We start from the raw sequence: 26,640 nt of genomic DNA on the forward strand, positions 1-26,640 counted from the left end.
GGAGAGCCTGAAATGCCCAGCCCACTGCGCCCGGAGCAACGCCGGTTCCCGCTGCACGTGCACATCAGCGTCATGTTCACGTTTCTCCTGTTGCTCACTGGCATCGTGCTGGGCCTGTTCAATTATCACCAGACCACGAAAATCATCCTGTCGAGCAGCGAACAACTGTTCAACCGTATCGAACAGGATGTACGCCTGGACCTGCGTGCAACCTATCAGCCGATCCGCCACGTGCTCAGTCTGTTGGCGGACAACCCGGCCACTCAGGCCCAGCGCCTTGAAGAACGCTTGCCGTTGCTCAAACCCTTCGCCCAGTCACTGACGGACAACCCCAACCTCGCCTCCTTGTACCTGGGTTACAGCAACGGCGATTTTTTCATGGTCCGGCCGCTGCGCGACGCCGCCCTGAAAACACGGTTCAAGGCTCCGGATACTGCAAGCTATCAAGTCTGGAGCATCGAGCATGACGCGCAGGGCACGCCGCACTCGCAATCGCTGTTCTTCGATCAGGCCTTGCAGCCGGTCAGCCGCCTGGAGAACCGCGACGACGCCTACGATCCGCGCAGTCGTGCCTGGTTTACCGATGCACGCCGGCAACCCGGTCAGATCACCACTGAACCCTACGTGTTTTTCTCCACCCACAATATCGGCACCACGCTGGCCCGGCGCAGTGGAGAGAACGCCGTAATCGGTGCCGATCTGACCCTGGCCACACTGTCGGCCACTCTGATCAAGCACCGGGTCACCCCGTCGACCGAGATTGCCTTGTTCGATGCCGATGGCAACGTCGTGGCTTACCCCGACAGCGACCGCTTGATTGTCGATGATCGCAACGCACGCCAGGCCAGAGTGGCTGATCTGAGCCCCGGGCTGAACGTGTTGCTGACGACAGACAACCCCGGCAAGCGCCTGCAGGCCGATGGCCGGCAATGGATCGTCGCCCGCAGCAGCATGCAGGAAGGTGGGCCGAAGGGCCTGCAACTGGCGCTGCTGGTGCCCGAAGACGAACTGTTGGTCGACGCCTATCGCATGCGCTGGCAAGGCGCACTGGTGACCCTGGCCACGTTGTTGCTGTGTCTGCCGCTGGGCTGGCTGATCTCGCGGATTCTGGTCAAACCCTTGCATGCGCTGGTCAAGGAAGCAGACGCAATCCGCAGCTTCGATTTCAACTTTCCCCTGAGCCGACGCTCGCCCGTGCTGGAAGTCGATCAGTTGAGCGTGTCGATGGCGCAGATGAAAGACACGCTGGCGAGCTTCTTCCGCATCACCGATAGCCTGTGCGCGGAAACCCGTTTCGCACCGTTGCTGCACAGGGTGCTGTTCGAAACCGTGGGAATCGCCCAGGCCCAGGCCGGCCTGATTTATCTGCGCGACAATGACGACACGCGCATGGTGCCTTACGGGCTGGTGATCAATGGCACGCCGCAGCCCCTGGAGAACTTCGACATTCAGGCGCATGACCTGCAACAGGACCACGGCCCGATGTGGTTCAGGCAACTGATCGGTGCGAACAGCCTGGTCAGCGATCTGGGTTTCGATCAGGCGGCGGATCTGCAGCAAGTCCTGCTGGCCATGCAAGCGCCGCGCGTTCATATGATCGGCATCCGCCTGCACAACCGCCACGATGAAACCATCGGCCTGCTGATTCTGCTGGTCAACGACAGCGGCACGGCGGCGGATCTGGAAAAACTGCAGCCTGACCGCATCGCGTTCCTGCAAGCGGTGTCCGGTGCCGCCGCCGTGAGTATCGAAAGCCAGCGACTGCAAGCCAGACAGAAACAATTGCTGGATGCGTTCATTCAACTGCTCGCCGGCGCCATTGATGCCAAGAGCCCCTACACCGGCGGCCATTGCCAACGCGTGCCGGAGCTGACCCTGATGCTGGCCCAGGCCGCCGCGGCCAGTCAGGCCCCGGCGTTCAGCGCCTATCGGCCGACCGAGGATGAATGGGAAGCCCTGCACATCGCTGCCTGGCTGCACGATTGCGGCAAGGTCACGACGCCGGAATACGTCGTCGATAAAGCCACCAAACTGGAAACCATCAACGACCGCATCCACGAGATCCGCACCCGCTTCGAGGTGCTCAAGCGCGATGCGTGGATCAGCTACTGGCAGGCACTGGCGCTCGGTGCTGACGCGACAACACTGGCGCAAGAGCGAGACGCCACGCTGAGCGCGCTGGACGACGATTTTGCCTTCGTCGCGCGCTGCAATCTTGGCAGTGAGGCGATGGCCGAAGCGGATCTCGAACGCCTCAACGACCTTGCCCAACGTACCTGGATGCGCACCCTGGATGACCGTCTGGGGGTGTCGTGGGCAGAAAACAGACGTCAGGCACAAACACCGGCATCGACCCTGCCGGTTCGCGAAAAGTTATTGGCGGACAAGCCCGAACATTTGTTCGAACGAGACAAGAACGAGTTGATTCCCGACGACAATCCATGGGGGTTCAAGCTGGACGTGCCACGTTATAAATACAATCGCGGCGAACTGTACAACCTGAGCATCACCCGCGGCACACTGACCCGTGAGGAGCGCTACATCATCAATCATCACATGGTGCAGACGATCATGATGCTCAGCCACCTGCCCTTCCCCGGCCATCTGGACAGCATCGCCGAAATCGCCGGCGGTCATCACGAAAAAATGGACGGTACCGGATACCCGAAACGCCTGAAGCGCGAAGACATGAGCCTGCCGGCGCGGATGATGGCGATCGCCGATATTTTCGAAGCGTTAACGGCGGCCGATCGCCCCTACAAGAAGGCCAAGACCCTCAGCGAAGCGCTGGGGATCATGGCCACCATGTGTCGCGAAGCGCACATTGATGCGCCGCTGTTCGGCCTGTTCATCAGCGATGGCGTCTACCTGCAGTACGCCACGCGCTTTCTCGATCCACAGCAGATTGATGCCGTGGATGCCGCCAGCCTGTTGCGCAAGGCTGGCCTCAGCGCTTGATCAGCAGTCGGTCAGACGCAGGAAAATCGCCGCCAGTTGCTCGATGCCGGCCTGATCGTCGACGCCGAAGCGCGCCAGCTTCGGGCTATCGAGATCGAGCACGCCGATCAAACGGCCATCCTTGACCAACGGCACCACCAGCTCACTGTTCGAGGCGCTGTCGCAGGCGATATGGCCGGGAAACGCATGCACGTCTTCCACCCGCTGGGTTTGCCGACTGGCAGCTGCCGCGCCGCACACACCGCGTCCAAACGGAATGCGCACGCAGGCGATCTGGCCCTGAAACGGGCCGAGCACCAGCTCTTCGTTGCGGTTGAGGTAGAAACCGGCCCAGTTCAGGTCCTCGAGCTGGTTGAACAGAAACGCCGAAAACTGCGCGGCGTTGGCGATGAAATCGCGCTCGTCCGCCAGCAGCGATTCCAGTTGCGCGGCCAACATGCCATAGCCTTCGAGGCCCTGGCCGCTTTGTTGCAAATCAATCATGCCTTGTGCTCCAACAATTTCAGTCCCACCCAGTAACGGGCGAATTGGTACGCGCAACGTCCGTTGCGGTTACCGCGGCCGGTGGCCCAACGCACGGCGAGGATGTCCAGTGCTTCGTCGCGCTGCCAGCTCAAACCGGCCTTGGCGGCCAACTGACCGATCCAGTGCTCGACGACGTTAAGGAAATGTTCCTGGGTAAACGGGTAAAACGACAGCCATAGACCGAAACGGTCCGACAGCGCGATCTTGTCTTCCACGGCCTCGCTGGGGTGCAGCTCACCATCGACGCGTTTCCAGTTTTCGTTGTCACTTTCCTTCTCCGGCACCAGATGGCGGCGGTTGGAAGTGGCGTACAGCAAGACGTTATCCGGCGCCTGCTCCAGCGAGCCGTCGAGCACACTTTTGAGCACGCGGTAATCGCCTTCACCGGACTCGAACGACAAGTCATCACAGAACAGCACGAACCGTTGCGGCAACTTGGCGATCTGCTCGACCACACGCGGCAGGTCGGCCAGATGGTCACGCTCGATTTCGATCAGGCGCAGACCCGCCCCGGCGTGTTCGGCGAGCAGCGCCCGCACCAGCGACGATTTGCCGGTACCGCGCGAGCCCCAGAGCAAGGCATGGTTGGCCGGCATGCCGTCAAGAAATTGCTGTGTGTTGCGACCCAGTTGCTCAAGCTGCCGATCAACACCGATCAGGTCGCTCAGGCGCATGTCGAGACTGACTTCCAGCGGCAGCAGATACCCGCTGCGCCCGTCGCGCTGCCAGCGCGCCGCCAGGCAGGTGCTCCAGTCAATGACGGGACGCGGTGCCGGCAACAGCGGCTCGATCCGCGCCAGAACGGACTCGGCGCGCTCAAGAAAAGCATTCAATCGGGAATCCACGTCTTCTCCTCGGGCACGTTCACAGTGATGATGGTGATCCAGCGACGACAATCAGATCAATAATCCCGCGCCGCGCCTTGTTACAAGGCGATTCGGGAACCTCGGTTTCGAGACATGATCGACTATGCTTGAGCAGCGAAGGGAAACGGAAGTGGTTCAACACCCCATGGATATCAAATTCACCCACCGGCTGTCATACAAGCAAGCCAGGCTGACTGTGCTGGTCGGGTTTATTCTGGGCACGCTGCTCAGTCTGCTGCAAATAGGCATCGATTATGCCAGCGAAGACGCCTCCATCAACCGTGAAATCCTGTCCTTGCTGGAAATCAGCCACAATCCGGCATCACGCATCGCCTACAACATCGACGCCGAACTCGCGCAGGAACTCACCCTGGGCCTGTTGCGCTCACCGGCGATCATCTCCGCGCAGCTGACCGACAACAACAGTAACGTGCTGGCCAGCGTCAAACGTCCGGAACTGCAAAGCGGCTACCGGGTGATCAGCGATTTTCTGTTCGGCGCCAAGCGCCAGTTCGAGGATCGCCTGTACCTGGATCATCTGCCCAACGAATCGTTGGGGGTGTTGAGCCTTGAAGTCGATACCTACGCATTCGGCAGCCGCTTTCTGCGCCGCGCCGAGATTACCCTGTTCAACGGTTTCGCCCGCAGCCTGATCCTCACCGGCCTGTTGCTGGCGTTGTTCTACGTGATGCTGACCAAACCGCTGGTGCGGGTGATTCGCGAACTCAGCGGGCGCGATCCACGCAGCGCCGAACCGACCTCACTGATCTGTCCGGGCGGACACGCCAATGACGAAATCGGTGTGCTGGTCAAAGTGGCCAATCAACAATTCGAAAATATCGCCACCGAGATCCAGCAGCGGCGCAACGCCGAAAACCGTCTGACCGACTACCTCGGCCAACTGGAACACATTGTCTCGGCGCGCACCGCCGAGCTCAAGGCAATCAATGCCCGGCTCAGTCAGTCCAACGAGGAGCTCGAAGTCGCCCGCCGCACCGCACTGGAAATGGCCGAAGCGCGATCGGCGTTCCTCGCCAACATGAGCCATGAAATCCGCACGCCGCTCAACGGTCTGCTGGGGATGATCGCACTGTCCCTCGACGGGCCGTTGAATGCCGAGCAACAGCAACAGCTTTCGATCGCCCACGACTCGGGCAAGGTGCTGGTGGAACTGCTCAACGATATTCTCGACCTGTCGAAATTCGATGCCGGGCAACTGGAGCTCGAGCACATCCCGTTCGATCTGGGTTCGCTGATCGAGGACACGGCCAACCTGTTGTCGCAGAACGCCGCACCGAGCGTTGAACTGACCTGCCTGATCGATCCGTACTTCCCGGCGCTGGTGCTGGGAGACCCGACCCGCGTGCGGCAGATCGTCAGCAACCTGTTGTCCAACGCGCTGAAATTCACCCGTTTCGGTCGCGTGGATGTGCGCCTGTCGACCTGTAACGACGGCGTGCGCATCGAAGTCTGCGATACCGGTATCGGCATTGCCCAGGAAGCGCAGGTCAGGATCTTCCAGCCGTTCACCCAGGCCGGTGCCGGCATTACGCGCCAGTACGGTGGTACCGGGCTCGGACTGGCGCTGACGTACAACCTGTGCGAAGCGATGCAAGGACGCCTGACCATCAGCTCCGAGACCGGCTTCGGCAGCCAGTTCTCTGCCGAACTGCCGTTGCCCTGCCACACCCGGGCTCTGCCCCCCGCGCCATTGCACGGCAAAGTACTGGCCATCACCGCCGCCAGCAGTGGCCTGGCCGAATTGCTGAAAAGCCTGCTGCCGGCCTGGGGCCTTGAATACGAGCAGCGCACCATCGAGGATTCACTGCTGGGTCTGACGCCTGACGTTTTGATCACCGATTGCCCGGAATGCCTGTTCGGGCTGCGTCCGACCCTCACCGCCCCGATCCTGCTGGTGACCGCTTACGGCAGTTTCCTGCCCAGCGAAGAAGCGGCGGCCCTTGCGCCACTGCAGCAACAGGCGCGTCCGCTGGCACGCAATGCGCTCTATCAGAATCTGCGCCGCACCCTGCAACCCGACACCGCGGCCATCCACGATACTCGCCTGGAGACAACCCCCAACGTGCGGCGCGGGCTGGTGCTGCTGGTCGAAGACAATCCGGTCAACCAACTGGTGGCCAAGGGCATGCTCGGCAAACTGGGCTGCGACGTCGTGGTGGCTGCCCACGGCGCCGAGGCGCTGGATCAACTGGAGTATCACTCGTTCGATCTGGTGCTGATGGACTGCAACATGCCAGTGATGGACGGCTACGAAGCCAGCCGGCAGATCCGCCAGAGCGGACGCTGGCCGGACCTGCCGATCATCGCCCTGACCGCCAACGCCATGTCCGAGGAACGCGAACGCTGCCGGGCAGCGGGCATGAGCGACTATCTGGCCAAGCCGTTCCGCCGGGAAGAACTGGCAGCCCTGCTCGATCAATGGATTCCGGCTACGACAGCGCCTTGATCTGCCCCAGCAGATGATCGAGACCGTGGCGCAAGTCGTTGAGGCGATCCAGATCGACCCCGCTGTCGCATAGCAGGCGCGCCTTGAGCGGCCCGACCTGCTCGCGCAGTGCCTGACCTGCCGGGGTCAGGCTCAAGTGCACTTCACGCTCATCGCGCGCCGAGCGTCGACGCTGCACCAGTTGCAACTGCTCCAGCCGCTTGAGCAAGGGCGTCAGCGTCCCGGAATCCAGGGCCAGGCGCTCACCCAGCGCCTTGACCGTCGGTTGCTCCGGCGCGCAATCCTGCCACTCCCACAACACCAGCATCGCCAGGTATTGCGGATAGGTCAGGCCAAGCTCATCGAGCATCGGCTTGTAAGCACGAATCACCGCCCGGGACGCGGCATACAACTTGAAGCACAACTGGCTGTCGAGCTTCAGCGAATCGACGGGCAGGCGGTTCATTTGAGCAGGGCTTCGATCTCGCCAGTCAGGTCCTGCGGCTTGGTGGCCGGGGAGAAACGCTTGACCAACTGGCCGTCCTTGCCGATCAGGAACTTGGTGAAGTTCCACTTGATGCCCTGGGAGCCAAGCACACCCGGGGCACGTTTTTTCAACTGCACGAACAGCGGATGGGCCTCGGCACCGTTGACGTCGATCTTCTTGAACAACGGGAAACTGACGCCGTAGTTAAGCTCGCAGAACTCGCTGATCGCGCCTTCATTGCCCGGCTCTTGCTTGCCAAATTGATTACACGGGAAACCCAGCACGACCAGGCCCTGGTCCTTGTAGGTCTGCCAAAGTTGCTCAAGGCCTTTGTATTGCGGAGTGAAACCGCATTTGCTGGCGGTATTGACCACCAGCACCGCTTTGCCAGCGAAATCAGCCAGGGTCTTTTGCTCACCCTTGATGGTGGTGCACGGAATATTCAGCAGGTTGTCGCTCATGGCACGAGGTCCTCGGGTTATCGGCGAAGGCCAAACATAGCGAGCAATTAAATTGTGTGCAATTTAATATTTGAAATCGTTCCCCGCAGGAACCGCCAAAGGCTCGGGCCGCATTCGGACGATCTTTCGATTTGTCTTGAAGATCAACAGATCGCAGCCTTCGGCAGCTCCTGCCGAGGTTCAATCAAACCGTTCAAACGTGAAGTTCATTCGCGCGGTTCAAGGTTCAGGCACACCGAATTGATGCAATAACGCAAACCGGTCGGCGGCGGGCCGTCCGGGAATACGTGCCCCAGGTGCGCATCGCAACGGGCGCATTTCACTTCGGTGCGAATCATGCCGTGGCTGGTGTCACGGATTTCGGTCATGGCGCTTGCGCCGATCGGCGCGTAGAAGCTCGGCCAGCCGCAGCCGGAATCGAATTTGGTCGTGGAATCGAACAGCGGCTCGTTACAGCAGACACAGTGATAAACACCGTCGGTTTTGGTGGCGTTGTATTTGCCGGAGAACGGTCGTTCGGTGGCACTCAGACGGCACACGTTGTATTGCTCGGGGTCGAGCATCGCACGCCATTCTTCCAGGGTTTTTTCCAACTTTTCCATCATCACACCTCAGCGGCTGAAAAAGCCCGATCTGTACCTTTTCCACGGATCGGGTGGCACGTATGATTGCGCCTCGTCACACGCCAGTCTGGCAGTCAGACCGGGCGCATTCAAACGGATTCTCGGCGCCACGGCGCAAGACTCCGCCTGTGCGAAGACGCAGGAATCCCAGTACGGTTGTCCATTCGCCGTCTGGATCGTTCATTTTCGGGATCACATCGCCATGCAGTTCAGCAAATCGAACAAGCTCGCCAACGTCTGCTACGACATTCGCGGCCCGGTGCTCAAGCACGCCAAACGACTGGAGGAGGAAGGCCAGCGCATCCTCAAGCTGAACATCGGCAACCCGGCGCCATTTGGTTTCGAAGCGCCGGACGAAATCCTTCAGGATGTGATCCGCAACCTGCCGACCGCGCAAGGCTACAGCGACTCCAAAGGCCTGTTCAGCGCGCGCAAGGCCGTGATGCAGTACTACCAGCAGAAGCAGGTCGAAGGTGTCGGCATCGAAGACATCTACCTGGGCAACGGTGTTTCCGAGCTGATCGTGATGTCGTTGCAGGCATTGCTCAACAACGGTGACGAAGTGCTGGTGCCGGCCCCGGACTATCCGCTGTGGACCGCTGCCGTGAGCCTTGCCGGTGGCAACGCCGTGCATTACCTGTGCGACGAAGGCGCCGGCTGGTTCCCGGACCTGGCCGACATCAAGGCCAAGATCACCCCGAACACCAAAGCGATGGTGATCATCAACCCGAACAACCCGACCGGTGCGGTGTATTCGAAGGAAGTCCTGCTAGGCATGCTGGAAATTGCCCGGGCGCACAACCTGGTGGTGTTCTCCGACGAAATCTACGACAAGATCCTGTACGACGACGCCGTGCACATCTGCACCGCTTCGCTGGCGCCCGACCTGCTGTGCCTGACCTTCAACGGCCTGTCCAAGTCCTATCGCGTGGCCGGTTTCCGCTCCGGCTGGATCGCCATTTCCGGACCGAAGCACAACGCCCAGAGCTACATCGAAGGCATCGACATGCTCGCCAACATGCGCCTGTGCGCCAACGTACCGAGCCAGCACGCCATCCAGACCGCCTTGGGCGGCTACCAGAGCATCAACGACCTGGTGTTGCCGCAGGGTCGCCTGCTGGAACAACGCAATCGCACCTGGGAGTTGCTCAACGACATTCCGGGCGTGAGCTGCGTCAAGCCGATGGGCGCGCTGTACGCGTTCCCGAAAATCGACCCGAAGGTCTGCCCGATCCACAACGACGAAAAATTCGTCCTCGACCTGCTGCTCTCGGAAAAGCTGCTGGTGGTGCAAGGCACGGCGTTCAACTGGCCGTGGCCGGATCACTTTCGTGTCGTCACCCTGCCCCGCGTCGATGACTTGGAAATGGCCATCGGCCGCATCGGCAACTTCCTCAAGTCGTACCGCCAGTAACTGGCCAGCAGTGCGCAACGGCCCGAACGTTGCGCACTGTCTGATTCAGCAACACTTCTGTGAACCGCACTTCCACCGCCCTTCTACACTTGCGATTCGAACAGCTAATCCGCACCTGGCGTAATGGCGACGGGTCGCTGCCGTGCGTCATCCGTTTCGATATTGGCGGTGAGAATTGTCCTTCATACCGGGGAATTGGCTGTAGGACACAGTTTGAAATAGTCACTCGGTTGAATAGCCCGGTGCAGCACCTTATATACCCCGCAGTACGCTACATCTTTAGCTTGAGGAGATTTCTATAACCATGATGCGCATCCTGCTGTTTTTGGCCACTAACCTGGCGGTCGTGCTGATAGCCAGCATCACCCTGAGCCTGTTCGGCTTCAACGGGTTCATGGCGGCCAACGGGGTTGATCTCGACCTTAGTCAGCTGCTGGTTTTCTGTGCGGTCTTTGGTTTCGCCGGCTCCCTGTTCTCGCTGTTCATCTCCAAGTGGATGGCGAAAATGAGCACCGGCACCCAGATCATCAGCCAGCCACGTACCCGGCATGAGCAATGGCTGCTGCAAACGGTGGAGCAACTGTCCCGCGAAGCCGGGATCAAGATGCCCGAAGTCGGTATCTTCCCGGCCTACGAAGCAAACGCCTTCGCCACCGGCTGGAACAAGAACGACGCGCTGGTCGCGGTCAGCCAGGGCCTGCTGGAGCGTTTTTCGCCCGACGAGGTGAAAGCGGTGCTGGCCCACGAAATCGGTCACGTGGCCAACGGTGACATGGTTACCCTGGCACTGATCCAGGGCGTGGTGAACACCTTCGTGATGTTCTTCGCACGGATCATCGGTAACTTCGTCGACAAGGTGATCTTCAAGAACGAAGAAGGCCAGGGCATCGCCTACTACGTGGCGACCATCTTCGCCGAACTGGTGCTGGGCATTCTCGCCAGCGCGATCGTCATGTGGTTCTCGCGCAAACGCGAATTCCGTGCCGACGAAGCCGGTGCACGCCTGGCTGGCACCAACGCCATGATCGGCGCCCTGCAACGCCTGCGCGCCGAACAGGGCCTGCCGGTGCACATGCCGGACACCCTGAACGCCTTTGGCATCAACGGTGGCATCAAACAGGGCTTTGCCCGTATGTTCATGAGCCACCCGCCGCTGGAAGAGCGTATCGACGCGCTGCGTCGTCGCGGTTGATCAATCTGTAACGAAAAGGCCCGCAGCGATGCGGGCCTTTTTTGTGCTCGGGATAATGGATTTCCTGTTCTGGCCCCATCGCTGGCAAGCCAGCGCCCACACGCTTTTGTGCTGTTATCTGGATCTCTGATACAACACGGATCACCGTGGGAGCTGGCTTGCCAGCGATGAGGCCGGCCCTGCCAATAAAAAATCTATCGGCCAGAAACCCGGTAAACCCGCTCCTCCAGCCGCGTCACGCCTGCCTGCAGAAACTTCCAGCTCTCACCCAGCACATCCCGCTCTTCCAGCGCCTGCACCTGCCAGAGATCCCCGAGCAACCGCTTTACCTCATCATCCCCCACCGCAAATGGCGGACCTGGTATCTGCGCCTGATCGTAATCCAGCGTAATCAACACCCCTTGCACACCCTGCGGCAGGATCTGCTGAAGATGCGCCGCATAGCGCTCACGCATCGGCGCGGGCAAGGCAATCAGCGCGGCGCGGTCGTAAAAGGCCACGCAATCCGCCACATCGCTCGCCGTCAGCGCAAAGAAATCGCCGCACCACAACTCGATGGCATCACTGCGATAGACCTTGAATGCGCCCTTCTCGCTGATCTGCGGCTGTATCTGGTGCTCGCTGAAAAAGTCCTCAATGGCCTTTTCCGACAGTTCGATCCCTAGCACCTGATGACCGCGCCCGGCCAGCCACGTCAGATCCAGACTTTTTCCGCACAGAGGCACGAGCACCCGCGCCGTTGCCGGCATCGACAGTTCCGGCCAGTGCCGTTGCAAATACGGATTCACCTCCGACAGATGAAAGCCGATCTGATTCGACGCCCACTTTTTGTGCCAAAACTCAGGCTGCATGCATCACTCCCAAAAAACCGATCAAAACGCGTTAAAACTTATATTAGATTTAGATCAATGTACTGACCGAAGATGGCTCATCTTAACGCTCAGGAATCCCTCCATGTTTCCCAGCCTGTTTATTTCCCATGGTTCGCCCATGCTCGCTCTCGAGCCCGGCGCCAGCGGTCCGGCACTGGCCCGACTGGCCGCCGAGCTGCCCCGTCCCAAAGCCATCGTGATCGTCTCTGCCCATTGGGAGAGCGACGAATTGCTGGTCAGCAGTCATCCACAGCCCGAAACCTGGCACGACTTCGGCGGCTTTCCTCGGGCGCTGTTTGAAGTGCAGTACCCGGCACCGGGCGATCCGCAACTGGCGACCGAAGTCACCGAACTGCTGAACGCCGCGCATCTGCCTGCACGCCTCGACCCGCAACGGCCGTTCGATCACGGCGTGTGGGTGCCGTTGTCGCTGATGTACCCGCAGGCGGATATCCCGGTGGTGCAGGTTTCACTACCGACTCGTGGCGGTCCGGCACTGCAAACCCGGGTCGGCCGTGCGCTGGCAGGGCTGCGTGATCAGGGAATTTTGCTGATCGGGTCCGGGAGCATCACCCATAACCTGCGGGAACTGGATTGGCATGCGGGTCCGGAGAGCGTCGCGCCATGGGCACGGGATTTTCGCGACTGGATGATCGACAAGCTGGCGGCAAATGATGAGGCGGCGCTGCAAGACTACCGTCAGCAAGCACCGAATGCGGTGCGCAGCCATCCGAGTGATGAGCATTTGTTGCCGTTGTATTTCGCCCGGGGCGCGGGGGGTGAATTCAGTGTGGCGCATCAGGGATTCACGATGGGTGCGCTGGGGATGGATATCTATCGCTTCGGCTGACGTCATCGCTGGCAAGCCAGCTCCCACAGGGTTTGGTGTGAACCCGGGCAGCAGGCAAAAAAAATCCCCGAACCAGTCGGGGATTTTTTTGTTCGATCAATCAGCCCAAGGGCGGATCAATCTTCGCGATAGCGACGCAGCTTCAACTGCTTGCCAGCAACGCGAGTGTCCTTCAGCTTGGTCAGGAGCTTGTCCAGACCATCTTCCGGCAGCTCGACGAGGCTGAAGCTGTCACGCACCTGGATGCGACCGATCGCTTCACGGGCCAGACCGCCTTCGTTGAGGATGGCGCCCAGCAGGTTCTTGGCGGCGATACCGTCACGCGCACCCAGCGCGGTACGGCAACGGGCACGGCCTTCGCCCAGAGGCATTGGCGCGCGACGCTCGCGATCACCACGATCAGGACGGTCACCGGAACGCTCAGGACGGTCGCCACGCGGTGCGTTGTTCGGCACCAGTGGACGTTCCTTCTCGATCGCTGCCAGGTTCAGCGCCTGACCGTTGGTAGCCTTGCGCAGCAGGGCTGCAGCCAGTGCACGCGGGGTGCAACCGATGTCAGCGGTCAGACGATCCAGCAGCTCACCGTGAGTCGATTCGGCATCAGCGACCAGCGGCGACAGGCTGTTGGTCAGTTTCTTGATGCGTGCATCGAGAACGGCTTGAGCGTCCGGCAGGCGAACTTCAGCCACCTTCTGACCGGTGACACGCTCGATCACTTGCAGCATGCGGCGCTCACGTGGAGTCACCAGCAGCAGCGCACGACCTTCGCGACCGGCACGGCCGGTACGGCCGATACGGTGCACGTAGGATTCCGGGTCGTACGGCATGTCCACGTTGAACACGTGAGTGATGCGCGGAACGTCCAGACCACGGGCAGCAACGTCGGTCGCGACAACGATGTCCAGACGGCCATCCTTGAGCGAGTCGATCACGCGCTCACGCTGGTTCTGGGCGATGTCACCGTTCAGCGCCGCGGCTTTGTAGCCTTTGGCGTCGAGGGCGCTGGCCAGATCCAGGGTCGCTTGCTTGGTGCGTACGAACATGATCAGAGCGTCGAAATCTTCCACTTCCAGCAAGCTGAGAACGGCCGAAGTCTTCTGGTCAGCGTGAACCAACAGGTGAGCCTGTTCGATCGCGGTAACGGTCTGGGTCTTGCTCTGGATCTTCACGTGCTTCGGATCGCGCAGGTGACGCTCGGCGATGGCACGGATCGACTGCGGCAGGGTCGCCGAGAACAATACGGTCTGACGGGTTTCCGGCATGGCCTTGAAGATCACTTCCAGGTCGTCCATGAAACCGAGTTTGAGCATTTCGTCTGCTTCGTCCAGAACCAGGTGGTTCACGGTAGCGAGGACTTTTTCGTCGCGACGCAGGTGGTCGCACAGACGGCCCGGCGTGGCGACAACGATCTGTGCGCCATTACGGATTGCTTTCAATTGTGGGCCCATCGGCGCGCCGCCGTAGACAGCCACAACAGTTACGCCCGGCATTTGCTTGGCGTAGGTTTCGAAAGCGGTTGCAACTTGTAGCGCCAACTCACGAGTTGGGGCCAGGATCAGAGCTTGCGGCTCGCGCTTGGACGGATCAATGCGGTGCAGGATAGGCAGGGCAAAGGCAGCGGTTTTACCGGTACCGGTTTGCGCCTGACCAATCATATCGTGACCGGCGAGGATGATCGGGATCGACTGCTGCTGAATGGCCGAAGGCTCTTCATAGCCGGTAGCGACTACTGCAGCGACAATATTAGGATGAAGTTCAAGAGCGGCGAAGCCGCCGATTTCCTGGGTCATGGGTCTGCCTCTAAGTGCATCCGCAAAGACCCATGCTCCAAAGCTGCACATGCCGTGTTGAGACTCAAGAGTCGCCCTGGCAGCTTTGTCGGCGGGGATTTGCGAAAACGTATGAATGAAAAAGAATCGTCAAGGAAGAGCCCGCAGTGCGGACGTGCAGCCGAAGCTGACTTCGGGGAATTGCGCTACCTAAACGCGGCCCGGTTAAAGGCCGGCGCGCACTATACCGGAATTTGCCCAAAAAGGGAGCTTTTTTTATTGCCTGAATCCGTGTGTCACCGCCGTGTAACGGGGTTTTGCGGATAATCGGGCGAAGGTCTATTTTTCAAGGGCCCGGCCCTGCGGGCGATGACGCTTAAACGATTCACCGAGCTGCGACATACCGTCGCTGTACCCGCCCTTCCCGTCCGAGGATTTAGCCATGAATCAGCCCTGCGCCGGCCGCGTCAGCCGTGAACGTCGTGGTCATGTCCACCTGATCGGCCTGGATCGAGCCGCCAAACGCAACGCCTTCGACCTCGACCTGCTCAACGAACTGAGCCTGGCCTACGGCGAGTTCGAGGCCGACAACGAAGCACGGGTGGCCGTGGTGTTCGGTCACGGCGAGCACTTCACCGCCGGCCTGGATCTGGTCAACGCCAGTGCCGCACTGGCCGAAGGCTGGCAGGTTCCGACCGGCGGTTGCGACCCGTGGGGTGTTTTCGTCGGACCACGGGTCAGCAAACCGGTGATTGTCGCCGCGCAGGGTTATTGCCTGACCATCGGCATCGAGCTGATGCTGGCAGCGGACATCAACCTCTGCGCGAGCAATACCCGCTTCGCGCAAATGGAAGTGCAGCGTGGGATTTTTCCTTTTGGTGGCGCGACGTTACGTTTTCATCAGGTCGCCGGCTGGGGCAATGCCATGCGCTGGCTGCTGACCGGCGATGAGTTCGATGCCCACGATGCCCTGCGCCTGGGATTGGTGCAGGAAGTGATGGCCAGCGAAGACTTGTTGCCGCGAGCGATTGAACTGGCCGAACGGATTGCCCGGCAGGCACCGCTGGGGGTGCAGGCGACGTTGATGTCGGCACGGCAGGCGCGCTATGAAGGTGAGACAGCGGCGGCGCAAGGGTTGCCGGCGCTGGTGAAGAAGTTGCTGGCCAGTGAAGATGCCAAAGAGGGAGTACGGTCGCTGGTGGAGCGGCGACCCGGCATATTCAAGGGGATCTGAGAATTATGTCGCCTGTCAGGGCGCCATCGCTGGCAAGCCAGCTCCCACAATGACCGAGTCGTTCACACATTTTGCGTACGGCGCGAACCCTGTGGGAGCTGGCTTGCCAGCGATGGGGCCAGCACTGACGCCTCAGGTGGCCGGGCGAATACTGTTGATCAACGACTGCAACGAATACCCCAACTTCGGCGCCAGGGCTGCAGCCCGCGCAGTCAGCGCCTGCATGTCGAGTTCCTGATCCAGTTCCGCCGGCACAATCAGAATCACATTGCCCTCCTTCACCGGCAGTTCCCAGTAATGCCGGTGATAGAGCCCGCGCAACAGCGCGGCGCCCAACGGTTTGCCGTCATCGGTGGCCCACTGGTTGATCACCAGCCAGCCACCCGGATTCAGGCGTTTCTGACAGTCACCGAGGAAACTCCAGGCCAGATGCCCGACGCCAGGACCGACATCGGTATACAGATCGACGAAAATCAGATCTGCAGGCTCGGCCGTCGGCAACAACTCCAGCGCATCGCCAACACGAATGTACAGTCGCGGATCGTCGTCCAGCCCGAGGTATTCTATCGCCAGACGCGGTACGTCCGGGCGCAGTTCGATGGCTTCGACGTCCTCCAGCGGCAGGAACTTGAGGCAGGCCTGGGTCAGCGTGCCAGCACCGAGGCCGAGGAACAGCGCGCTCTCCGGTTGCGCGTGGCACAGCGCGCCAATCAGCATCGCCCGGGTGTAGTCGTATTCCAGCCAGCTCGGATCGGCGGTAAACACGCAGCTTTGCTCGATGGCATCACCGAACTCCAGAAAGCGGTAATCAGCCACTTCCAGCACGCGAATCACGCCGAACTCATCCTGTACTTCGGCGAGCAGATGCTCGACGCGCTCCTCAGTCATTTCGTCTCCTGATGGTCACCGGGCGCGGTGACGCGATGGCACCGCTATGGTGCCGTGGCAAAGCGGCGATTGTCGGCGATGGGGCGGGAACAGGTCACGCACTAATTTGCTGATACCATGCCCTTCCGTGCGTAGAAAACTCGAGACCGTGATGAGCCAACCGTGGAGCCCTGACAGCTGGCGTGCCCTGCCGATCCAGCAACAACCCCAATACCCCGACGCCGCGCATCTGCGTCAGGTCGAGCAGACCCTGGCCAGCTACCCGCCGCTGGTGTTTGCCGGCGAAGCGCGCGAGCTGCGCCGGCAGTTTGCCGAAGTAACCCAGGGCCGGGCGTTCCTGCTGCAGGGCGGCGATTGCGCGGAAAGCTTTGCCGAGTTCTCTGCGGCGAAGATTCGCGACACTTTTAAAGTGTTGCTGCAAATGGCGATCGTCATGACCTTCGCCGCCGGTTGCCCGGTGGTCAAGGTCGGGCGCATGGCCGGTCAGTTCGCCAAGCCGCGCTCGGCCAACGATGAAACCCTCGACGGTGTGACCCTGCCGGCCTACCGCGGCGACATCGTCAACGGCATCGGCTTCGACGAAAAGAGCCGCGTGCCGGATCCGGAGCGCCTGCTGCAGTCCTATCACCAGTCCACCGCCACCCTGAACCTGTTGCGCGCCTTCGCCCAGGGTGGGTTTGCCGACCTGCATCAGGTGCACAAGTGGAACCTGGACTTCATCGCCAACTCGGCACTCGCCGAAAAGTACAGCCACCTTGCCGATCGCATTGATGAAACCCTGGCGTTCATGCGCGCCTGCGGCATGGACAGCTCGCCCCAACTGCGCGAAACCAGTTTTTTCACTGCCCATGAGGCGCTGCTGCTGAACTACGAAGAAGCCTTCGTGCGTCGCGACAGCCTGACCAACGATTACTACGATTGCTCGGCGCACATGCTGTGGATCGGCGACCGCACCCGTCAGCTCGACGGCGCCCATGTCGAATTCCTGCGCGGGGTGCACAACCCGATCGGAGTGAAAGTCGGCCCGAGCATGAACCCGGACGACCTGATCCGCCTGATCGACGTGCTCAACCCGGACAACGACCCGGGCCGCCTGAACCTGATCGCTCGCATGGGCGCGAACAAGGTCGGCGATCACCTGCCGGCGCTGATTCGCGCCGTACAGCGTGAGGGCAAGCAGGTGCTGTGGAGTTCCGACCCGATGCACGGCAACACGATCAAGGCGAGCAGCGGCTACAAGACCCGCGACTTCGCGCAGATCCTTGGCGAGGTGAAGCAGTTCTTCCAGGTGCACGAAGCCGAAGGCAGTTATGCCGGCGGGATTCACATCGAGATGACCGGGCAGAATGTGACCGAGTGCATCGGTGGTGCGCGGCCGATCACTGAGGATGGGTTGTCGGACCGTTATCACACCCACTGCGATCCACGGATGAATGCCGATCAGTCGCTGGAACTGGCGTTTTTGATTGCCGAAACGTTGAAACAAGTCCGGCGCTGAATCAGTCAGGTATCTCGCGCCTGAGAGGCCGCATTCGCGAGCAAGCTCGCTCCCACAGAGGATCTGTGTCGTTCACAAATCCACTGTGGGAGCGAGCTTGCTCGCGAAGAGGCCAGTTCAGTCACCGCCGATCTGCGCCAATGCCACCCGCAACCGCCCTGCACTCTGGCGCTGACAATTGAGCTGCACCCGCTCCAGCCCCAACCAATCCGCCATGCGCCGCAAATTCAAAGCCAGCGCCAGCATCCCCTCATCCTCCAGCCCCGGCGCTTCCTCGTGCAGCGCATGCACCGCCAAGCGTCCCGTCGCCCGCTCGGCGCGCAGATCGACCCGCGCGGCAATGCGCTCGTTGTGCAAAAAGGGCAGCACGTAATAGCCGTAGACCCGTTTGTGCTGCGGCGTGTAGATCTCCAGGCGATAGCGGAAATCGAACAACCGCTCGGTGCGACTGCGCTCCCAGATCAATGAATCGAACGGCGACAACAGCGCACTGGCGACGACTTTGCGCGGCACTTGCGGCTCCGGCAGGCAATAGGCGATCTGTCGCCAACCGGCGACTTCGCAGGTCTGCAACTGCCCGTCCTCGACCAGCTCCGCCAGACGCGGCCGGGCGTCCCCCGGGCTCAAGCGGAAATAATCGCGCAGATCCTTTTCCGTCCCCACGCCCAATGCCTGGGCCGCGTGCAGCAGCAAACCGCGCTGCGCTTCGGCTTCATCCGGCAGCGGCTGCTGCAGAATCGACAACGGGATGACCCGCTCCGGCAGATCATACAAACGCTCAAAACCCCGGCGGCCGGCCACGGCGACCTCGCCGGCGGCGAACAACCATTCCAGCGCATGCTTTTCCGCACTCCAGTCCCACCAGGGCCCGGCCTTGTCTTCGCGGGTCGACAAACTGCCGGCGCCCAATGCGCCCCGCTCCTCGACCGAGGCCAGAACCCGGCGAATCGTCTCCTGTTGTTCACGTCCGAACGTTGCCAGTTGCTGATAGATGTCCTCACCACGTTTGGCGCGCTGCATCCGCCAGCCCATCAGCGGATACATTTCCAGCGGCAGCAACGACGCTTCATGGCCCCAGTATTCGAACAGCGTGCGACGTCTACCCGAACTCCAGGCAGCCTGGTCGAGCAGGTCAGAGGAATAGCAACCGAGACGAGAAAACAAAGGCAGGTAGTGCGAGCGCACCACGGCGTTGACGGAGTCGATCTGCAGCAGACCCAGCTGTTCGATCAGACGATTGAGATGTGGCGCCTTGACGGTCGGCGGCTGGCGCCCGTTGAACCCTTGGGCAGCCAGCGCCAGTCGTCGCGCCTGTTTGAGGGAAAAGGACAGCGTCGCGGGCATGAACATCTCCTTGTCTGCTCGCAACCTACCTCACCGGAAAGGGGTTTGTGTAGTAAGTGCCTGATCATTTATGCATCGGATCGTCCCAGAACGGCCGCACCGCTTCGTGCTCGACGTCGGCCCGACTGACGCCGATGTCTTTCAACGCTTCATCACTCAGACTGGCGAGCAACTCGCGTTCACGGTGAAGTTCGTACCAGCGGCTAAACTTGTGCAGCAGGTCGGAAACGATATGGCCGTGACCGGAAAATTTTGTTTCGTCTACATACTCTCTTTGACCTTTCATCGTGTTGCCCTCCTTGTGGATGGCTCAAGTCTCGCGCCGACGCTAAGATCAATCCAACGAATGTTTCTGATGGCATGCATCACGGAGATTCATCAATTGTCGGCCTACCCCAGTATTGATACCGATGTCCTGCGCACCTTTGTCGCGATTGCCGATCAGGGCGGTTTCACCCGCGCCGGCGAAATGGTCAACCGCACACAGTCGGCGGTGAGCATGCAGATGAAGCGTCTGGAAGAGGACGTGTTGCAGCGCCAGTTGTTCGAGCGTGATGGTCGCCAGGTGCGCCTGACTGCCGAGGGCCAGGTCTTGCTCGGGTATGCGCGGCGCATCCTCAAGTTGCACAGCGAAGTGTTCAACACATTGCGCGAGCCGCACATGGTCGGCACGGTGCGCATCGGCACGCCGGATGATTACGTGATGCGTTTTCTGCCGGGGATCCTCTCGCGGTTTGCGCAGTTCTATCCGCTGATCCAGATCGAAGTGCATTGCGAATCGACCCGACAGCTGCTGCAGCGCACCGATCTCGACTTGTCGATCGTGACTCGCGAGCCGGGCAACGAGATTGGCCAGTTGTTGCGCAAGGAGCGTTTTGTCTGGGCCGAGGCACAGAACTTCAGTGCTCACGAACAGACGCCGCTGCCGCTGGCGATGTTCAACAGTGACTGTTTTTGCCGTTTGTGGGCCTGCAACGCACTGGACGCGATGGGCCGCGAATACCGCATCGCCTATAACAGCACCAGCCTGTCGGCGCTGATGGCGGTGGTGAGCGCCGGCCTGGCGATCACCGCGCAGCTGGAAAGCCTGATCACTCCGGACATGCGCATTCTCGGCGCCAACGAAGATCTGCCACTGTTACCCGAGGCAAGCATCATGCTGATCCGCAACCTGAACAATCCGTCGCCGATCACCGAGTGCCTGGCCGAGCACATCGTCGAAGGCTTCAAACTTTAAACGCGAGCATCACCGCACACAGCACCAGAAAACCGCAAAACAGCCCGCGCAAGAGCTTTTCCGGCATCGCGTGGGCGACCTTCACCCCCCAACTGATGCTGGCCAGACCACCGATGGCCAGCGGCAAGCCGATCATCCAGTCCACTTCATGATGCACCGCGTACGTCACCAGCGTGACCCCGGTGCTCGGCAATGCCAGGGCCAGCGACAAACCCTGAGCGACCACCTGAGTGGTGCCGAACAGGCTGGTCAGCACGGGCGTCGCCACCACTGCCCCGCCGACACCGAACAAACCGCCCATGGTCCCGGAGGCCGCTCCCAGCACGCCGAGCCAAGGCCAGGAGTAACGCATTTCGGACGTCGCCGCCGGACGCTTGCCGAACATCTTCAGCAAGTTATAGGCCGACAGCACCACAAGAAATGCGACAAAACCGATGCGCATGGTTTGCGCGTCGATACCCACCGCCCAGATCGAGCCGAGCCAGGCAAAGCAAAAGCCCATGACCGCCAACGGCATCGCATGACGCAGTTCGATGCGATTGCGCTGGTGATAGCGCCACAACGCCAGCATCACATTCGGCACCACCATGACCAATGCGGTGCCCTGAGCGATCTGCTGATCAAGGCCGAACCACACGCCCAGCAGCGGGATCGCGATCAAGCCGCCACCAATGCCGAAGATGCCACCAAGCGTACCGAGGGCGGCACCGAACAACAGGTACAACAAAAACTCCATCACAGGCGAATTCCTCTTACGTCAGGCGAATCATCCTACGCAGTCACGGCTGGCGGGGAAACGCACAGCGACGCACAATGGCTATGCAGATTTCGCACAGGCGTAGCTTTTTCATGAACCCCAACCAATTGACCGAGCAACTCGGACTGTTTCTCGATGTACTGGAAAGCGGGAGCTTTTCCGCCGCCTCGCGGCGCCATCCGCTGACACCATCGGCGGTCGCGCGGCGTATCGACAGCCTCGAAAGTGCAGTCGGCAGCCAATTATTCATCCGCAGCACCCACGCCGTGCTGGCCACCCCCGCGGGTCTGGCGTTCGCCGAACGGGCGCGGCGCATCATTGCCGAGTTGCAACTGGCCCGGGCCGAGGCCGTGTCCCTGAGCAGCGCGCCGGAAGGCCTGATCCGTATTGACGCGCCGGCAGCCTTCGGACGACGGCATCTGGCGCCAGTGATTGCCGACTTTCTCGTCCTCTACCCGGGGCTGGATGTGCAATTGCACCTGATCGACAGCTTTGTCGATATGGCCGGATCGAATCTGGGCAAGGTCGATCTGGTGTTGCGAGCCGGGCAGTTGGCTGACACCCGACTGGTCGCCACCCCGCTGGCGAGTATTGCGCGCATCGCCTGTGCCAGCCCGGACTATCTCAAGCGCCGAGGCTTACCGAGTGCTCCGGCACAGTTATCCGAACACGACGGCCTCGACTGGGACGGCCTCGCCCCGCCTTTCGCCTGGCGCTTCGAGCAGGACGGCCAGATGCAACTGCATCGGCCGGGTCGCATCCGCATGAGTGCCAACAATGCCGAAGCGCTGGTGTGTGGCGCTCTGGCCGGATTGGGCGTTGCACACCTGCCGACCTGGCTGGCGAGCGAATACCTGCTGCGCGGTGAGTTGTTGCCGCTGTTCTGCGAACACGGTCTGCCGGAACCGGAATCCACCGGTATCTACGCATTACGCATGGAACAGCAAACCCATTCGCGCAGCCGTTTGCTGCTGGAATACCTCAAAACGCGGTTTAGCCCGGTGCCGCCCTGGGATCTGGCGCTGCAGCGCGAGCTGGGCCGGCACTAGGACGGGAAAATTATCTGGCGCATTAAAGGTTCGGGCGCTAGATTCATGACCATTCTCGAACAAGGCTTTGACATGACTTCCGAACGCGATACCTGCGAGGACCTGCTGCTGGATAACCAGGCCTGCTTCGCCCTGCACTCCACTTCGCTGATGATGACCAAGGTTTACAAGCCGCTGTTGCAGGTCTTGAACCTGACCTATCCGCAGTACCTGGCGATGATGGTGCTGTGGGAGATGGATGGTTTGACCGTCGGAGAAATCAGCGCTCGACTACTGACCGATCCGGGCTCGCTGACGCCATTGCTCAAGCGCCTGGAAAGCGAAGGCTTGCTCAGCCGCACACGCAGTCGCGAAGATGAGCGCGTGGTGATCGTCGAACTGACGGAACAGGGTCGTGCGCTGCGCGACAAGGCGCAAACCATTCCGCAATGCATCCTGGGCGCCAGCGGCTTCACCCTGGAACGCCTGCAGAAGCTGCAAGCGGAGTTACAGGCGCTGCGTAGCCATCTGCAGGGCAGCCTGATCTGACCCGCCATTAGTTCCACTGTAGGAGTGAGCCTGCTCGCGATATCAGTAGCGCCATCGTACTGACTGTGACACCGATATCGCGAGCAGGCTCGCTCCTACCTGTGATTTCGTTGTCTGAAAAATATTTTTTCACGCCTGACTTCCCCGCCAACCCGTCTAAACAGCGCTTTCCAGGATAACCGGGCGCGTGCTTTAGCGTCGAAGCGAACATTTCTCAAAAAAATATCTTGCGCACTAAATATTAGCGAGCTACATTCACCTCGCACTTAGTTAGCGCGCAAACAATTAGCGCACAAATACACTCAACGAGGCTCACACCATGCAAACGCTCTACACCGCAATCGCAACCTCCACCGGCGGCCGTGATGGTCGTGCGATCTCCAGCGACAACATCCTCGACGTCAAACTCGCCACCCCGAAAGAACTCGGCGGTGCCGGCGGTGCTGCGACCAACCCTGAGCAACTGTTCGCTGCCGGCTACTCGGCCTGCTTCATCGGCGCACTGAAATTCGTCGCCAGCCAGACCAAACGCAAGATCCCTGACGACGCCTCGATCACCGCGCACGTTGGTATCGGCCAGATCCCGGGCGGTTTCGGTCTGGACATCGACCTGCACATCAGCCTGCCGGGTCTGGAACAGGCCGATGCACAGAGCCTGGTCGAAGCGGCGCATCAGGTCTGCCCGTACTCCAACGCTACCCGTGGCAACGTTGACGTGCGTCTGCACACCACCGTCTGAAGCCATACGCAAATCCCAATGTCGGCCTTCGCCTACAGGGGATTGCGTGAAACTCAAATCGCAGCCACAAAAAAGCCCGACTCAATGGTCGGGCTTTTTCTTTCCGCGAAAAGCGATGCTTATTTGGCACGGCCTTTGTAGGAACCGCCTTCGCGGGTATCGATCTCGATCATGTCACCGATTTCGATGAAGTCAGCAACCGACAGCTCGGTACCGTTCTTCAGTTTGGCAGGCTTCATCACCTTGCCGGAAGTGTCACCGCGAGCGGAACCTTCGGTGTAGTCAACCTGACGCACGATGGTGGTCGGCAGTTCTACGGAAACCAGACGCTCTTCGAAGAACACGGCTTCGCAAACGTCGGTCATGCCTTCTTCCACGAATGGCAGAACAGCTTCGATGTCTTCAGCGTTCAGCTCGTACATGGTGTAGTCGGTGGTGTCCATGAACGTGTAGGAGTCACCGCTGATGAAAGACAGGGTGGCTTCTTTGCGATCCAGGATCACGTCGTCCAGTTTGTCGTCCGCACCGTAAACGGTTTCGGTCTTGTAACCGGTCAGCAGGTTCTTCAGCTTGGTCTTCATGATCGCGCTGTTACGGCCCGACTTGGTGAATTCAGCTTTCTGAACCAGCCAAGGATCGTTGTCGATACGGATCACGGTACCGGGTTTGAGTTCTTTACCAGTTTTCATTGCGAATATCCGAATTTGGATGGGATTTACAAAAATCTAGGCCGCGTATCATATCCAATTTAGGTAAAACCTTACCAGCGCTGCGGCAAGATCGGCCTGCAAGCCTTGTTCCAGACACCACACTTCGGCGTTTTCCTGCAGTTCTGGCCAATGTTTGCGGGCGTTGAGCCAGTGATCGCCAATCGGCTGACCGGCACTCCACGCCCGCCACAGACCGTTCATCGCCTCAGCGGCGGCCGGTGAAAGCCCTTTCGTATACAGCGCGAGGAACGCGTCGAGCTTGTCCAGATGGATGTCTTCGTCCTGCTGATAGATGTGCCAGAGCATCGGCCGCCCCGCCCACTGCGCCCGCACGAACGAGTCCTCACCCCGCACCGCGTTGAAATCGCAGCACCAGAGCAGGTGATCGTATTGATCCTGACGGACGAACGGCAGCACCTGCACGGTCAGCGCTTGACGCACGTTGAGGTCGCCGACGGCCAGCGAATCGACCCCGAGCCATTGCGCAACATCACCGAGAATTCGCCCTTCCGGCACCAGCAGGTGGGTGGGCTCGTCATCGGCGGCCAGCACATCCAGCCAGCTGGCGAGACCGGTGTTCTCGTAGGCGAACAATGAAATCAATTGTGCGCCCGGTGCGCGAACGATCCCCAGACTGTCGAGGAATTGCCGCTGTGCAGCGGCGTCCTGTTGAAATTGCCGACGCCGCTCAAGCAAACCGCGTTCACGCAGCAAGCCACCGGTGCCCGGCTGAAACCCGGGGAAGAAGAAAAACTTCTGCACCGATTTGTATTTCACCGAGGGCAAACCATGACAACCGACGACCCAGTCTTCGGCACTGAGGTAATCGAGGTTCATCCACAGCGGCGGCTGTTGGCGCTCGGCCATGGCATCCATGTACGCAGGCGGCAACTGACAGGCAAACGCGGCGATCACCACGTCTGCGGCTTGCGCCTGTGTCCACTCGCTCGGCCAGTGGCACACCTCGACGCCCTCTTGCCATTGCTGCGCGACATGGATATCGATCTCGGGGCACATACGCTCGAAGGCACGCAGATCATCGACCCACAAGCGCACCGTCAGTGAATGCTCGGCCACCAGTTGCCGGGCCAGACGCCAGGTCACGCCGATGTCGCCATAGTTGTCGACCACGGTGCAAAAAATATCCCAGCGGGTTTTCAGATCCGACATTCAAGACTCCCGTTGGCAAAAGCCGCGATTGTCCGCATAAATGACCTCGCGCAGAAGAGCCGACGGCGATTAATCTTCGTGCGACAATCGCCACTTGCCCGCAACCATCCGCCAGGAGGCAGCCATGCCCTATCGCCCCAATCCGCGTCGCCCCTTGCCTGTCCAGCTTAGCGCGCTGCGCCTGACCGGCAGTATTGCCCTGGGCATGTGGCTGGGGTTCCTGGCCATTGCGCTGACCTGCTGGCTGCTCGCGCCTGTGCTGTTCAAGGAACAATTGGCGCCGGTCGCCCAGGCGGTACAGCAACTGGCCAATCCGCCGGCCGTCCAGGTCCAACCGGAGAGTCCACCGCAAAGCCCGCTGTTCGAGCAGTACGAAGAGAACCTGCGCAAGAACGAACAACAGGCGCGACTGGATCAGGCACGCGGTAACACGCGCAACCAGTCAAATCCTAAATGCCAGTTCTGGCTGCAACAGGACCAGACCGCGCCGAGCGAAAAGAGCCGCGCCAATGTTTTGCAATTCTGCGATTGATCATGAACAAACACATCGTCCACCAACTGATTCTCGACAAACTGCGCGTTGACCTCGACATCGCCGAGCGCGCCGCGCAAACCGCTTACGAAACCGCGACCCACGAAGAAAACATCGCCGAAAACAAGTACGACACCCTCGGACTGGAAGCGTCGTATCTGGCAGCAGGTCAGGCGAAACGAGTCGAGGAAATTCGCCAGTCACTGGCGCTGTGCCAGAACCTGACGTTGCGTGCCTACGACGAAAGCCGTGGCATCGAGGTCGGCTCCCTGCTCGGTCTGGAGGACGAAAAGGGTCGCGAACAATGGCTGTTTCTGGCGCCGGATGCGGCGGGCCTGAAAGTCGATGTGGTGGGTCAGCCGATAACCGTCATCACCTCGCGCTCGCCGCTGGGCAACAACCTGCTGGGCAAATTCGAGGGCGATGAGGTGGAGATTCTGGTGGCGGGCACCCGGCAACAGTTCGCTGTCACCGAGGTGCTGTAGGACAAC

General features: G+C 60.5%; 26 protein-coding genes. 13 read left to right on the forward strand and 13 right to left on the reverse strand.

Features of this window, described 5'->3' with window-relative positions:
- Nucleotides 1-12 precede the first annotated feature (12 nt).
- Nucleotides 13-2,958: an HD domain-containing phosphohydrolase gene (locus ACXX9E_RS24885; RefSeq protein WP_458556364.1), complete on the forward strand. Its 2,946-nt coding sequence runs from the start codon at nt 13-15 to the stop codon at nt 2,956-2,958.
- Here the strand turns inward: ACXX9E_RS24885 and msrC are convergent, their stop codons facing one another.
- Nucleotides 2,959-3,441: a free L-methionine (R)-S-oxide reductase MsrC gene (msrC, locus tag ACXX9E_RS24890; RefSeq protein WP_123466508.1), complete on the reverse strand. Its 483-nt coding sequence runs from the start codon at nt 3,439-3,441 to the stop codon at nt 2,959-2,961. It abuts the gene before it with no gap.
- Nucleotides 3,438-4,328: an ATP-binding protein gene (locus tag ACXX9E_RS24895; protein WP_123466509.1), complete on the reverse strand. Its 891-nt coding sequence runs from the start codon at nt 4,326-4,328 to the stop codon at nt 3,438-3,440. The genes msrC and ACXX9E_RS24895 overlap by 4 nt, the downstream gene beginning before the upstream one ends.
- Before the next feature lie 166 nt (nt 4,329-4,494).
- On the opposite strand from ACXX9E_RS24895, the gene ACXX9E_RS24900 reads away from it, so the two are divergent.
- On the forward strand, nt 4,495-6,816 hold the full coding sequence (locus tag ACXX9E_RS24900) for a hybrid sensor histidine kinase/response regulator (RefSeq protein WP_340133998.1): 2,322 nt from the start codon (nt 4,495-4,497) through the stop codon (nt 6,814-6,816).
- On the opposite strand, the gene ACXX9E_RS24905 is transcribed toward ACXX9E_RS24900, so the two are convergent.
- The 3 genes from ACXX9E_RS24905 to msrB form a co-directional block, all read right to left on the reverse strand.
- Complete coding sequence (locus ACXX9E_RS24905) at nt 6,800-7,261, reverse strand: MarR family winged helix-turn-helix transcriptional regulator (RefSeq protein WP_123466513.1); 462 nt, start codon at nt 7,259-7,261, stop codon at nt 6,800-6,802. The two genes, ACXX9E_RS24900 and ACXX9E_RS24905, sit on opposite strands and share 17 nt — an antisense overlap.
- Nucleotides 7,258-7,743 (reverse strand): glutathione peroxidase, encoded by a 486-nt coding sequence (locus ACXX9E_RS24910; protein ID WP_123466515.1) that lies wholly within the window; start codon nt 7,741-7,743, stop codon nt 7,258-7,260. The genes ACXX9E_RS24905 and ACXX9E_RS24910 overlap by 4 nt, the downstream gene beginning before the upstream one ends.
- Nucleotides 7,744-7,949: 206 nt before the next feature.
- Nucleotides 7,950-8,345, reverse strand: coding sequence for a peptide-methionine (R)-S-oxide reductase MsrB (gene msrB, locus ACXX9E_RS24915; protein WP_123466517.1), 396 nt, complete (start codon nt 8,343-8,345; stop codon nt 7,950-7,952).
- 223 nt (nt 8,346-8,568) lie between these two features.
- On the opposite strand from msrB, the gene ACXX9E_RS24920 reads away from it, so the two are divergent.
- Both ACXX9E_RS24920 and htpX read left to right on the forward strand, forming a co-directional pair.
- Entirely contained in the window at nt 8,569-9,780 is a 1,212-nt protein-coding gene (locus tag ACXX9E_RS24920; protein ID WP_123466519.1) for a pyridoxal phosphate-dependent aminotransferase, read from the forward strand.
- A gap of 304 nt (nt 9,781-10,084) precedes the next feature.
- Entirely contained in the window at nt 10,085-10,972 is an 888-nt protein-coding gene (htpX, locus tag ACXX9E_RS24925; protein WP_123466521.1) for a protease HtpX, read from the forward strand.
- Nucleotides 10,973-11,166: 194 nt separating this feature from the next.
- On the opposite strand, the gene ACXX9E_RS24930 is transcribed toward htpX, so the two are convergent.
- On the reverse strand, nt 11,167-11,823 hold the full coding sequence (locus tag ACXX9E_RS24930) for a thiopurine S-methyltransferase (protein WP_458556365.1): 657 nt from the start codon (nt 11,821-11,823) through the stop codon (nt 11,167-11,169).
- A 103-nt stretch (nt 11,824-11,926) separates the two neighbouring features.
- Here ACXX9E_RS24930 and ACXX9E_RS24935 point away from each other — a divergent pair, with 103 nt between their 5' ends.
- Nucleotides 11,927-12,694: a DODA-type extradiol aromatic ring-opening family dioxygenase gene (locus tag ACXX9E_RS24935; protein ID WP_429540635.1), complete on the forward strand. Its 768-nt coding sequence runs from the start codon at nt 11,927-11,929 to the stop codon at nt 12,692-12,694.
- 116 nt (nt 12,695-12,810) lie between these two features.
- Here the strand turns inward: ACXX9E_RS24935 and ACXX9E_RS24940 are convergent, their stop codons facing one another.
- On the reverse strand, nt 12,811-14,484 hold the full coding sequence (locus ACXX9E_RS24940) for a DEAD/DEAH box helicase (RefSeq protein ID WP_007964821.1): 1,674 nt from the start codon (nt 14,482-14,484) through the stop codon (nt 12,811-12,813).
- 421 nt (nt 14,485-14,905) lie between these two features.
- On the opposite strand from ACXX9E_RS24940, the gene ACXX9E_RS24945 reads away from it, so the two are divergent.
- Nucleotides 14,906-15,697, forward strand: coding sequence for a crotonase/enoyl-CoA hydratase family protein (locus tag ACXX9E_RS24945; protein ID WP_123466527.1), 792 nt, complete (start codon nt 14,906-14,908; stop codon nt 15,695-15,697).
- 132 nt (nt 15,698-15,829) lie between these two features.
- On the opposite strand, the gene ACXX9E_RS24950 is transcribed toward ACXX9E_RS24945, so the two are convergent.
- Complete coding sequence (locus ACXX9E_RS24950) at nt 15,830-16,585, reverse strand: spermidine synthase (protein ID WP_458556366.1); 756 nt, start codon at nt 16,583-16,585, stop codon at nt 15,830-15,832.
- Nucleotides 16,586-16,736: 151 nt separating this feature from the next.
- Here ACXX9E_RS24950 and ACXX9E_RS24955 point away from each other — a divergent pair, with 151 nt between their 5' ends.
- The gene (locus ACXX9E_RS24955) at nt 16,737-18,083 is read left to right on the forward strand and encodes a class II 3-deoxy-7-phosphoheptulonate synthase (protein ID WP_322375698.1); all 1,347 of its coding nucleotides are present in this window, start codon (nt 16,737-16,739) and stop codon (nt 18,081-18,083) included.
- 117 nt (nt 18,084-18,200) lie between these two features.
- Here ACXX9E_RS24955 and ACXX9E_RS24960 read toward each other — a convergent pair whose 3' ends face one another.
- A complete protein-coding gene (locus ACXX9E_RS24960) occupies nt 18,201-19,427 on the reverse strand; it encodes a winged helix-turn-helix domain-containing protein (protein ID WP_458556367.1) in 1,227 nt (408 codons plus the stop codon).
- A 64-nt stretch (nt 19,428-19,491) separates the two neighbouring features.
- Nucleotides 19,492-19,713: a DUF1127 domain-containing protein gene (locus tag ACXX9E_RS24965; RefSeq protein ID WP_123466535.1), complete on the reverse strand. Its 222-nt coding sequence runs from the start codon at nt 19,711-19,713 to the stop codon at nt 19,492-19,494.
- A 96-nt stretch (nt 19,714-19,809) separates the two neighbouring features.
- Here ACXX9E_RS24965 and ACXX9E_RS24970 point away from each other — a divergent pair, with 96 nt between their 5' ends.
- Nucleotides 19,810-20,664 carry a LysR substrate-binding domain-containing protein gene (locus ACXX9E_RS24970; RefSeq protein WP_177490677.1) on the forward strand — a complete coding sequence of 285 codons (855 nt, stop codon included), beginning with the start codon at nt 19,810-19,812 and terminating at the stop codon, nt 20,662-20,664.
- Here the strand turns inward: ACXX9E_RS24970 and ACXX9E_RS24975 are convergent.
- Complete coding sequence (locus ACXX9E_RS24975; protein WP_177490676.1) at nt 20,654-21,403, reverse strand: sulfite exporter TauE/SafE family protein; 750 nt, start codon at nt 21,401-21,403, stop codon at nt 20,654-20,656. The genes ACXX9E_RS24970 and ACXX9E_RS24975 overlap by 11 nt on opposite strands.
- 110 nt (nt 21,404-21,513) lie before the next feature.
- Between ACXX9E_RS24975 and ACXX9E_RS24980 the strand changes: the two genes are divergently transcribed.
- The 3 genes from ACXX9E_RS24980 (at nt 21,514) to ACXX9E_RS24990 (ending at nt 23,737) form a co-directional block, all read left to right on the forward strand.
- Nucleotides 21,514-22,470, forward strand: a complete 957-nt coding sequence (locus tag ACXX9E_RS24980; RefSeq protein ID WP_458556368.1) for a LysR family transcriptional regulator — start codon at nt 21,514-21,516, stop codon at nt 22,468-22,470.
- A gap of 72 nt (nt 22,471-22,542) precedes the next feature.
- On the forward strand, nt 22,543-22,998 hold the full coding sequence (locus ACXX9E_RS24985) for a MarR family winged helix-turn-helix transcriptional regulator (RefSeq protein WP_458556616.1): 456 nt from the start codon (nt 22,543-22,545) through the stop codon (nt 22,996-22,998).
- A gap of 319 nt (nt 22,999-23,317) precedes the next feature.
- Entirely contained in the window at nt 23,318-23,737 is a 420-nt protein-coding gene (locus ACXX9E_RS24990; RefSeq protein WP_007964807.1) for an organic hydroperoxide resistance protein, read from the forward strand.
- Nucleotides 23,738-23,856: 119 nt separating this feature from the next.
- Here ACXX9E_RS24990 and ACXX9E_RS24995 read toward each other — a convergent pair whose 3' ends face one another.
- Complete coding sequence (locus ACXX9E_RS24995; protein ID WP_123466546.1) at nt 23,857-24,426, reverse strand: elongation factor P; 570 nt, start codon at nt 24,424-24,426, stop codon at nt 23,857-23,859.
- Between the two features lie 48 nt (nt 24,427-24,474).
- Nucleotides 24,475-25,617, reverse strand: a complete 1,143-nt coding sequence (gene earP, locus ACXX9E_RS25000) for an elongation factor P maturation arginine rhamnosyltransferase EarP (protein ID WP_458556369.1) — start codon at nt 25,615-25,617, stop codon at nt 24,475-24,477.
- 124 nt (nt 25,618-25,741) lie between these two features.
- Between earP and ACXX9E_RS25005 the strand changes: the two genes are divergently transcribed.
- Both ACXX9E_RS25005 and ACXX9E_RS25010 read left to right on the forward strand, forming a co-directional pair.
- Entirely contained in the window at nt 25,742-26,149 is a 408-nt protein-coding gene (locus ACXX9E_RS25005; RefSeq protein WP_222832352.1) for a hypothetical protein, read from the forward strand.
- Nucleotides 26,150-26,151: 2 nt separating this feature from the next.
- Nucleotides 26,152-26,634 (forward strand): GreA/GreB family elongation factor, encoded by a 483-nt coding sequence (locus tag ACXX9E_RS25010; RefSeq protein WP_458556370.1) that lies wholly within the window; start codon nt 26,152-26,154, stop codon nt 26,632-26,634.
- Nucleotides 26,635-26,640 lie beyond the last annotated feature (6 nt).

The sequence above is a fragment of the Pseudomonas sp. GNP014 genome (assembly GCF_054344005.1).

What these genes read in the sequence shown, in the direction of transcription:
- htpX (WP_123466521.1), top strand. Translation starts at nt 10,085, where the DNA reads ATGATGCGCATCCTGCTGTTTTTGGCCACTAACCTGGCGGTCGTGCTG.
- ACXX9E_RS24990 (WP_007964807.1), top strand. Translation starts at nt 23,318, where the DNA reads ATGCAAACGCTCTACACCGCAATCGCAACCTCCACCGGCGGCCGTGAT.
- ACXX9E_RS24920 (WP_123466519.1), top strand. Translation starts at nt 8,569, where the DNA reads ATGCAGTTCAGCAAATCGAACAAGCTCGCCAACGTCTGCTACGACATT.
- earP (WP_458556369.1), bottom strand. Translation starts at nt 25,617, where the DNA reads ATGTCGGATCTGAAAACCCGCTGGGATATTTTTTGCACCGTGGTCGAC.
- ACXX9E_RS24950 (WP_458556366.1), bottom strand. Translation starts at nt 16,585, where the DNA reads ATGACTGAGGAGCGCGTCGAGCATCTGCTCGCCGAAGTACAGGATGAG.
- ACXX9E_RS24935 (WP_429540635.1), top strand. Translation starts at nt 11,927, where the DNA reads ATGTTTCCCAGCCTGTTTATTTCCCATGGTTCGCCCATGCTCGCTCTC.
- ACXX9E_RS24905 (WP_123466513.1), bottom strand. Translation starts at nt 7,261, where the DNA reads ATGAACCGCCTGCCCGTCGATTCGCTGAAGCTCGACAGCCAGTTGTGC.
- ACXX9E_RS24910 (WP_123466515.1), bottom strand. Translation starts at nt 7,743, where the DNA reads ATGAGCGACAACCTGCTGAATATTCCGTGCACCACCATCAAGGGTGAG.
- msrB (WP_123466517.1), bottom strand. Translation starts at nt 8,345, where the DNA reads ATGGAAAAGTTGGAAAAAACCCTGGAAGAATGGCGTGCGATGCTCGAC.
- ACXX9E_RS24995 (WP_123466546.1), bottom strand. Translation starts at nt 24,426, where the DNA reads ATGAAAACTGGTAAAGAACTCAAACCCGGTACCGTGATCCGTATCGAC.
- ACXX9E_RS24885 (WP_458556364.1), top strand. Translation starts at nt 13, where the DNA reads ATGCCCAGCCCACTGCGCCCGGAGCAACGCCGGTTCCCGCTGCACGTG.
- ACXX9E_RS24930 (WP_458556365.1), bottom strand. Translation starts at nt 11,823, where the DNA reads ATGCAGCCTGAGTTTTGGCACAAAAAGTGGGCGTCGAATCAGATCGGC.
- ACXX9E_RS24900 (WP_340133998.1), top strand. Translation starts at nt 4,495, where the DNA reads ATGGATATCAAATTCACCCACCGGCTGTCATACAAGCAAGCCAGGCTG.
- ACXX9E_RS24980 (WP_458556368.1), top strand. Translation starts at nt 21,514, where the DNA reads ATGAACCCCAACCAATTGACCGAGCAACTCGGACTGTTTCTCGATGTA.
- ACXX9E_RS24940 (WP_007964821.1), bottom strand. Translation starts at nt 14,484, where the DNA reads ATGACCCAGGAAATCGGCGGCTTCGCCGCTCTTGAACTTCATCCTAAT.
- msrC (WP_123466508.1), bottom strand. Translation starts at nt 3,441, where the DNA reads ATGATTGATTTGCAACAAAGCGGCCAGGGCCTCGAAGGCTATGGCATG.
- ACXX9E_RS24965 (WP_123466535.1), bottom strand. Translation starts at nt 19,713, where the DNA reads ATGAAAGGTCAAAGAGAGTATGTAGACGAAACAAAATTTTCCGGTCAC.
- ACXX9E_RS25005 (WP_222832352.1), top strand. Translation starts at nt 25,742, where the DNA reads ATGCCCTATCGCCCCAATCCGCGTCGCCCCTTGCCTGTCCAGCTTAGC.
- ACXX9E_RS24960 (WP_458556367.1), bottom strand. Translation starts at nt 19,427, where the DNA reads ATGCCCGCGACGCTGTCCTTTTCCCTCAAACAGGCGCGACGACTGGCG.
- ACXX9E_RS24945 (WP_123466527.1), top strand. Translation starts at nt 14,906, where the DNA reads ATGAATCAGCCCTGCGCCGGCCGCGTCAGCCGTGAACGTCGTGGTCAT.
- ACXX9E_RS24985 (WP_458556616.1), top strand. Translation starts at nt 22,543, where the DNA reads ATGACTTCCGAACGCGATACCTGCGAGGACCTGCTGCTGGATAACCAG.
- ACXX9E_RS25010 (WP_458556370.1), top strand. Translation starts at nt 26,152, where the DNA reads ATGAACAAACACATCGTCCACCAACTGATTCTCGACAAACTGCGCGTT.
- ACXX9E_RS24955 (WP_322375698.1), top strand. Translation starts at nt 16,737, where the DNA reads ATGAGCCAACCGTGGAGCCCTGACAGCTGGCGTGCCCTGCCGATCCAG.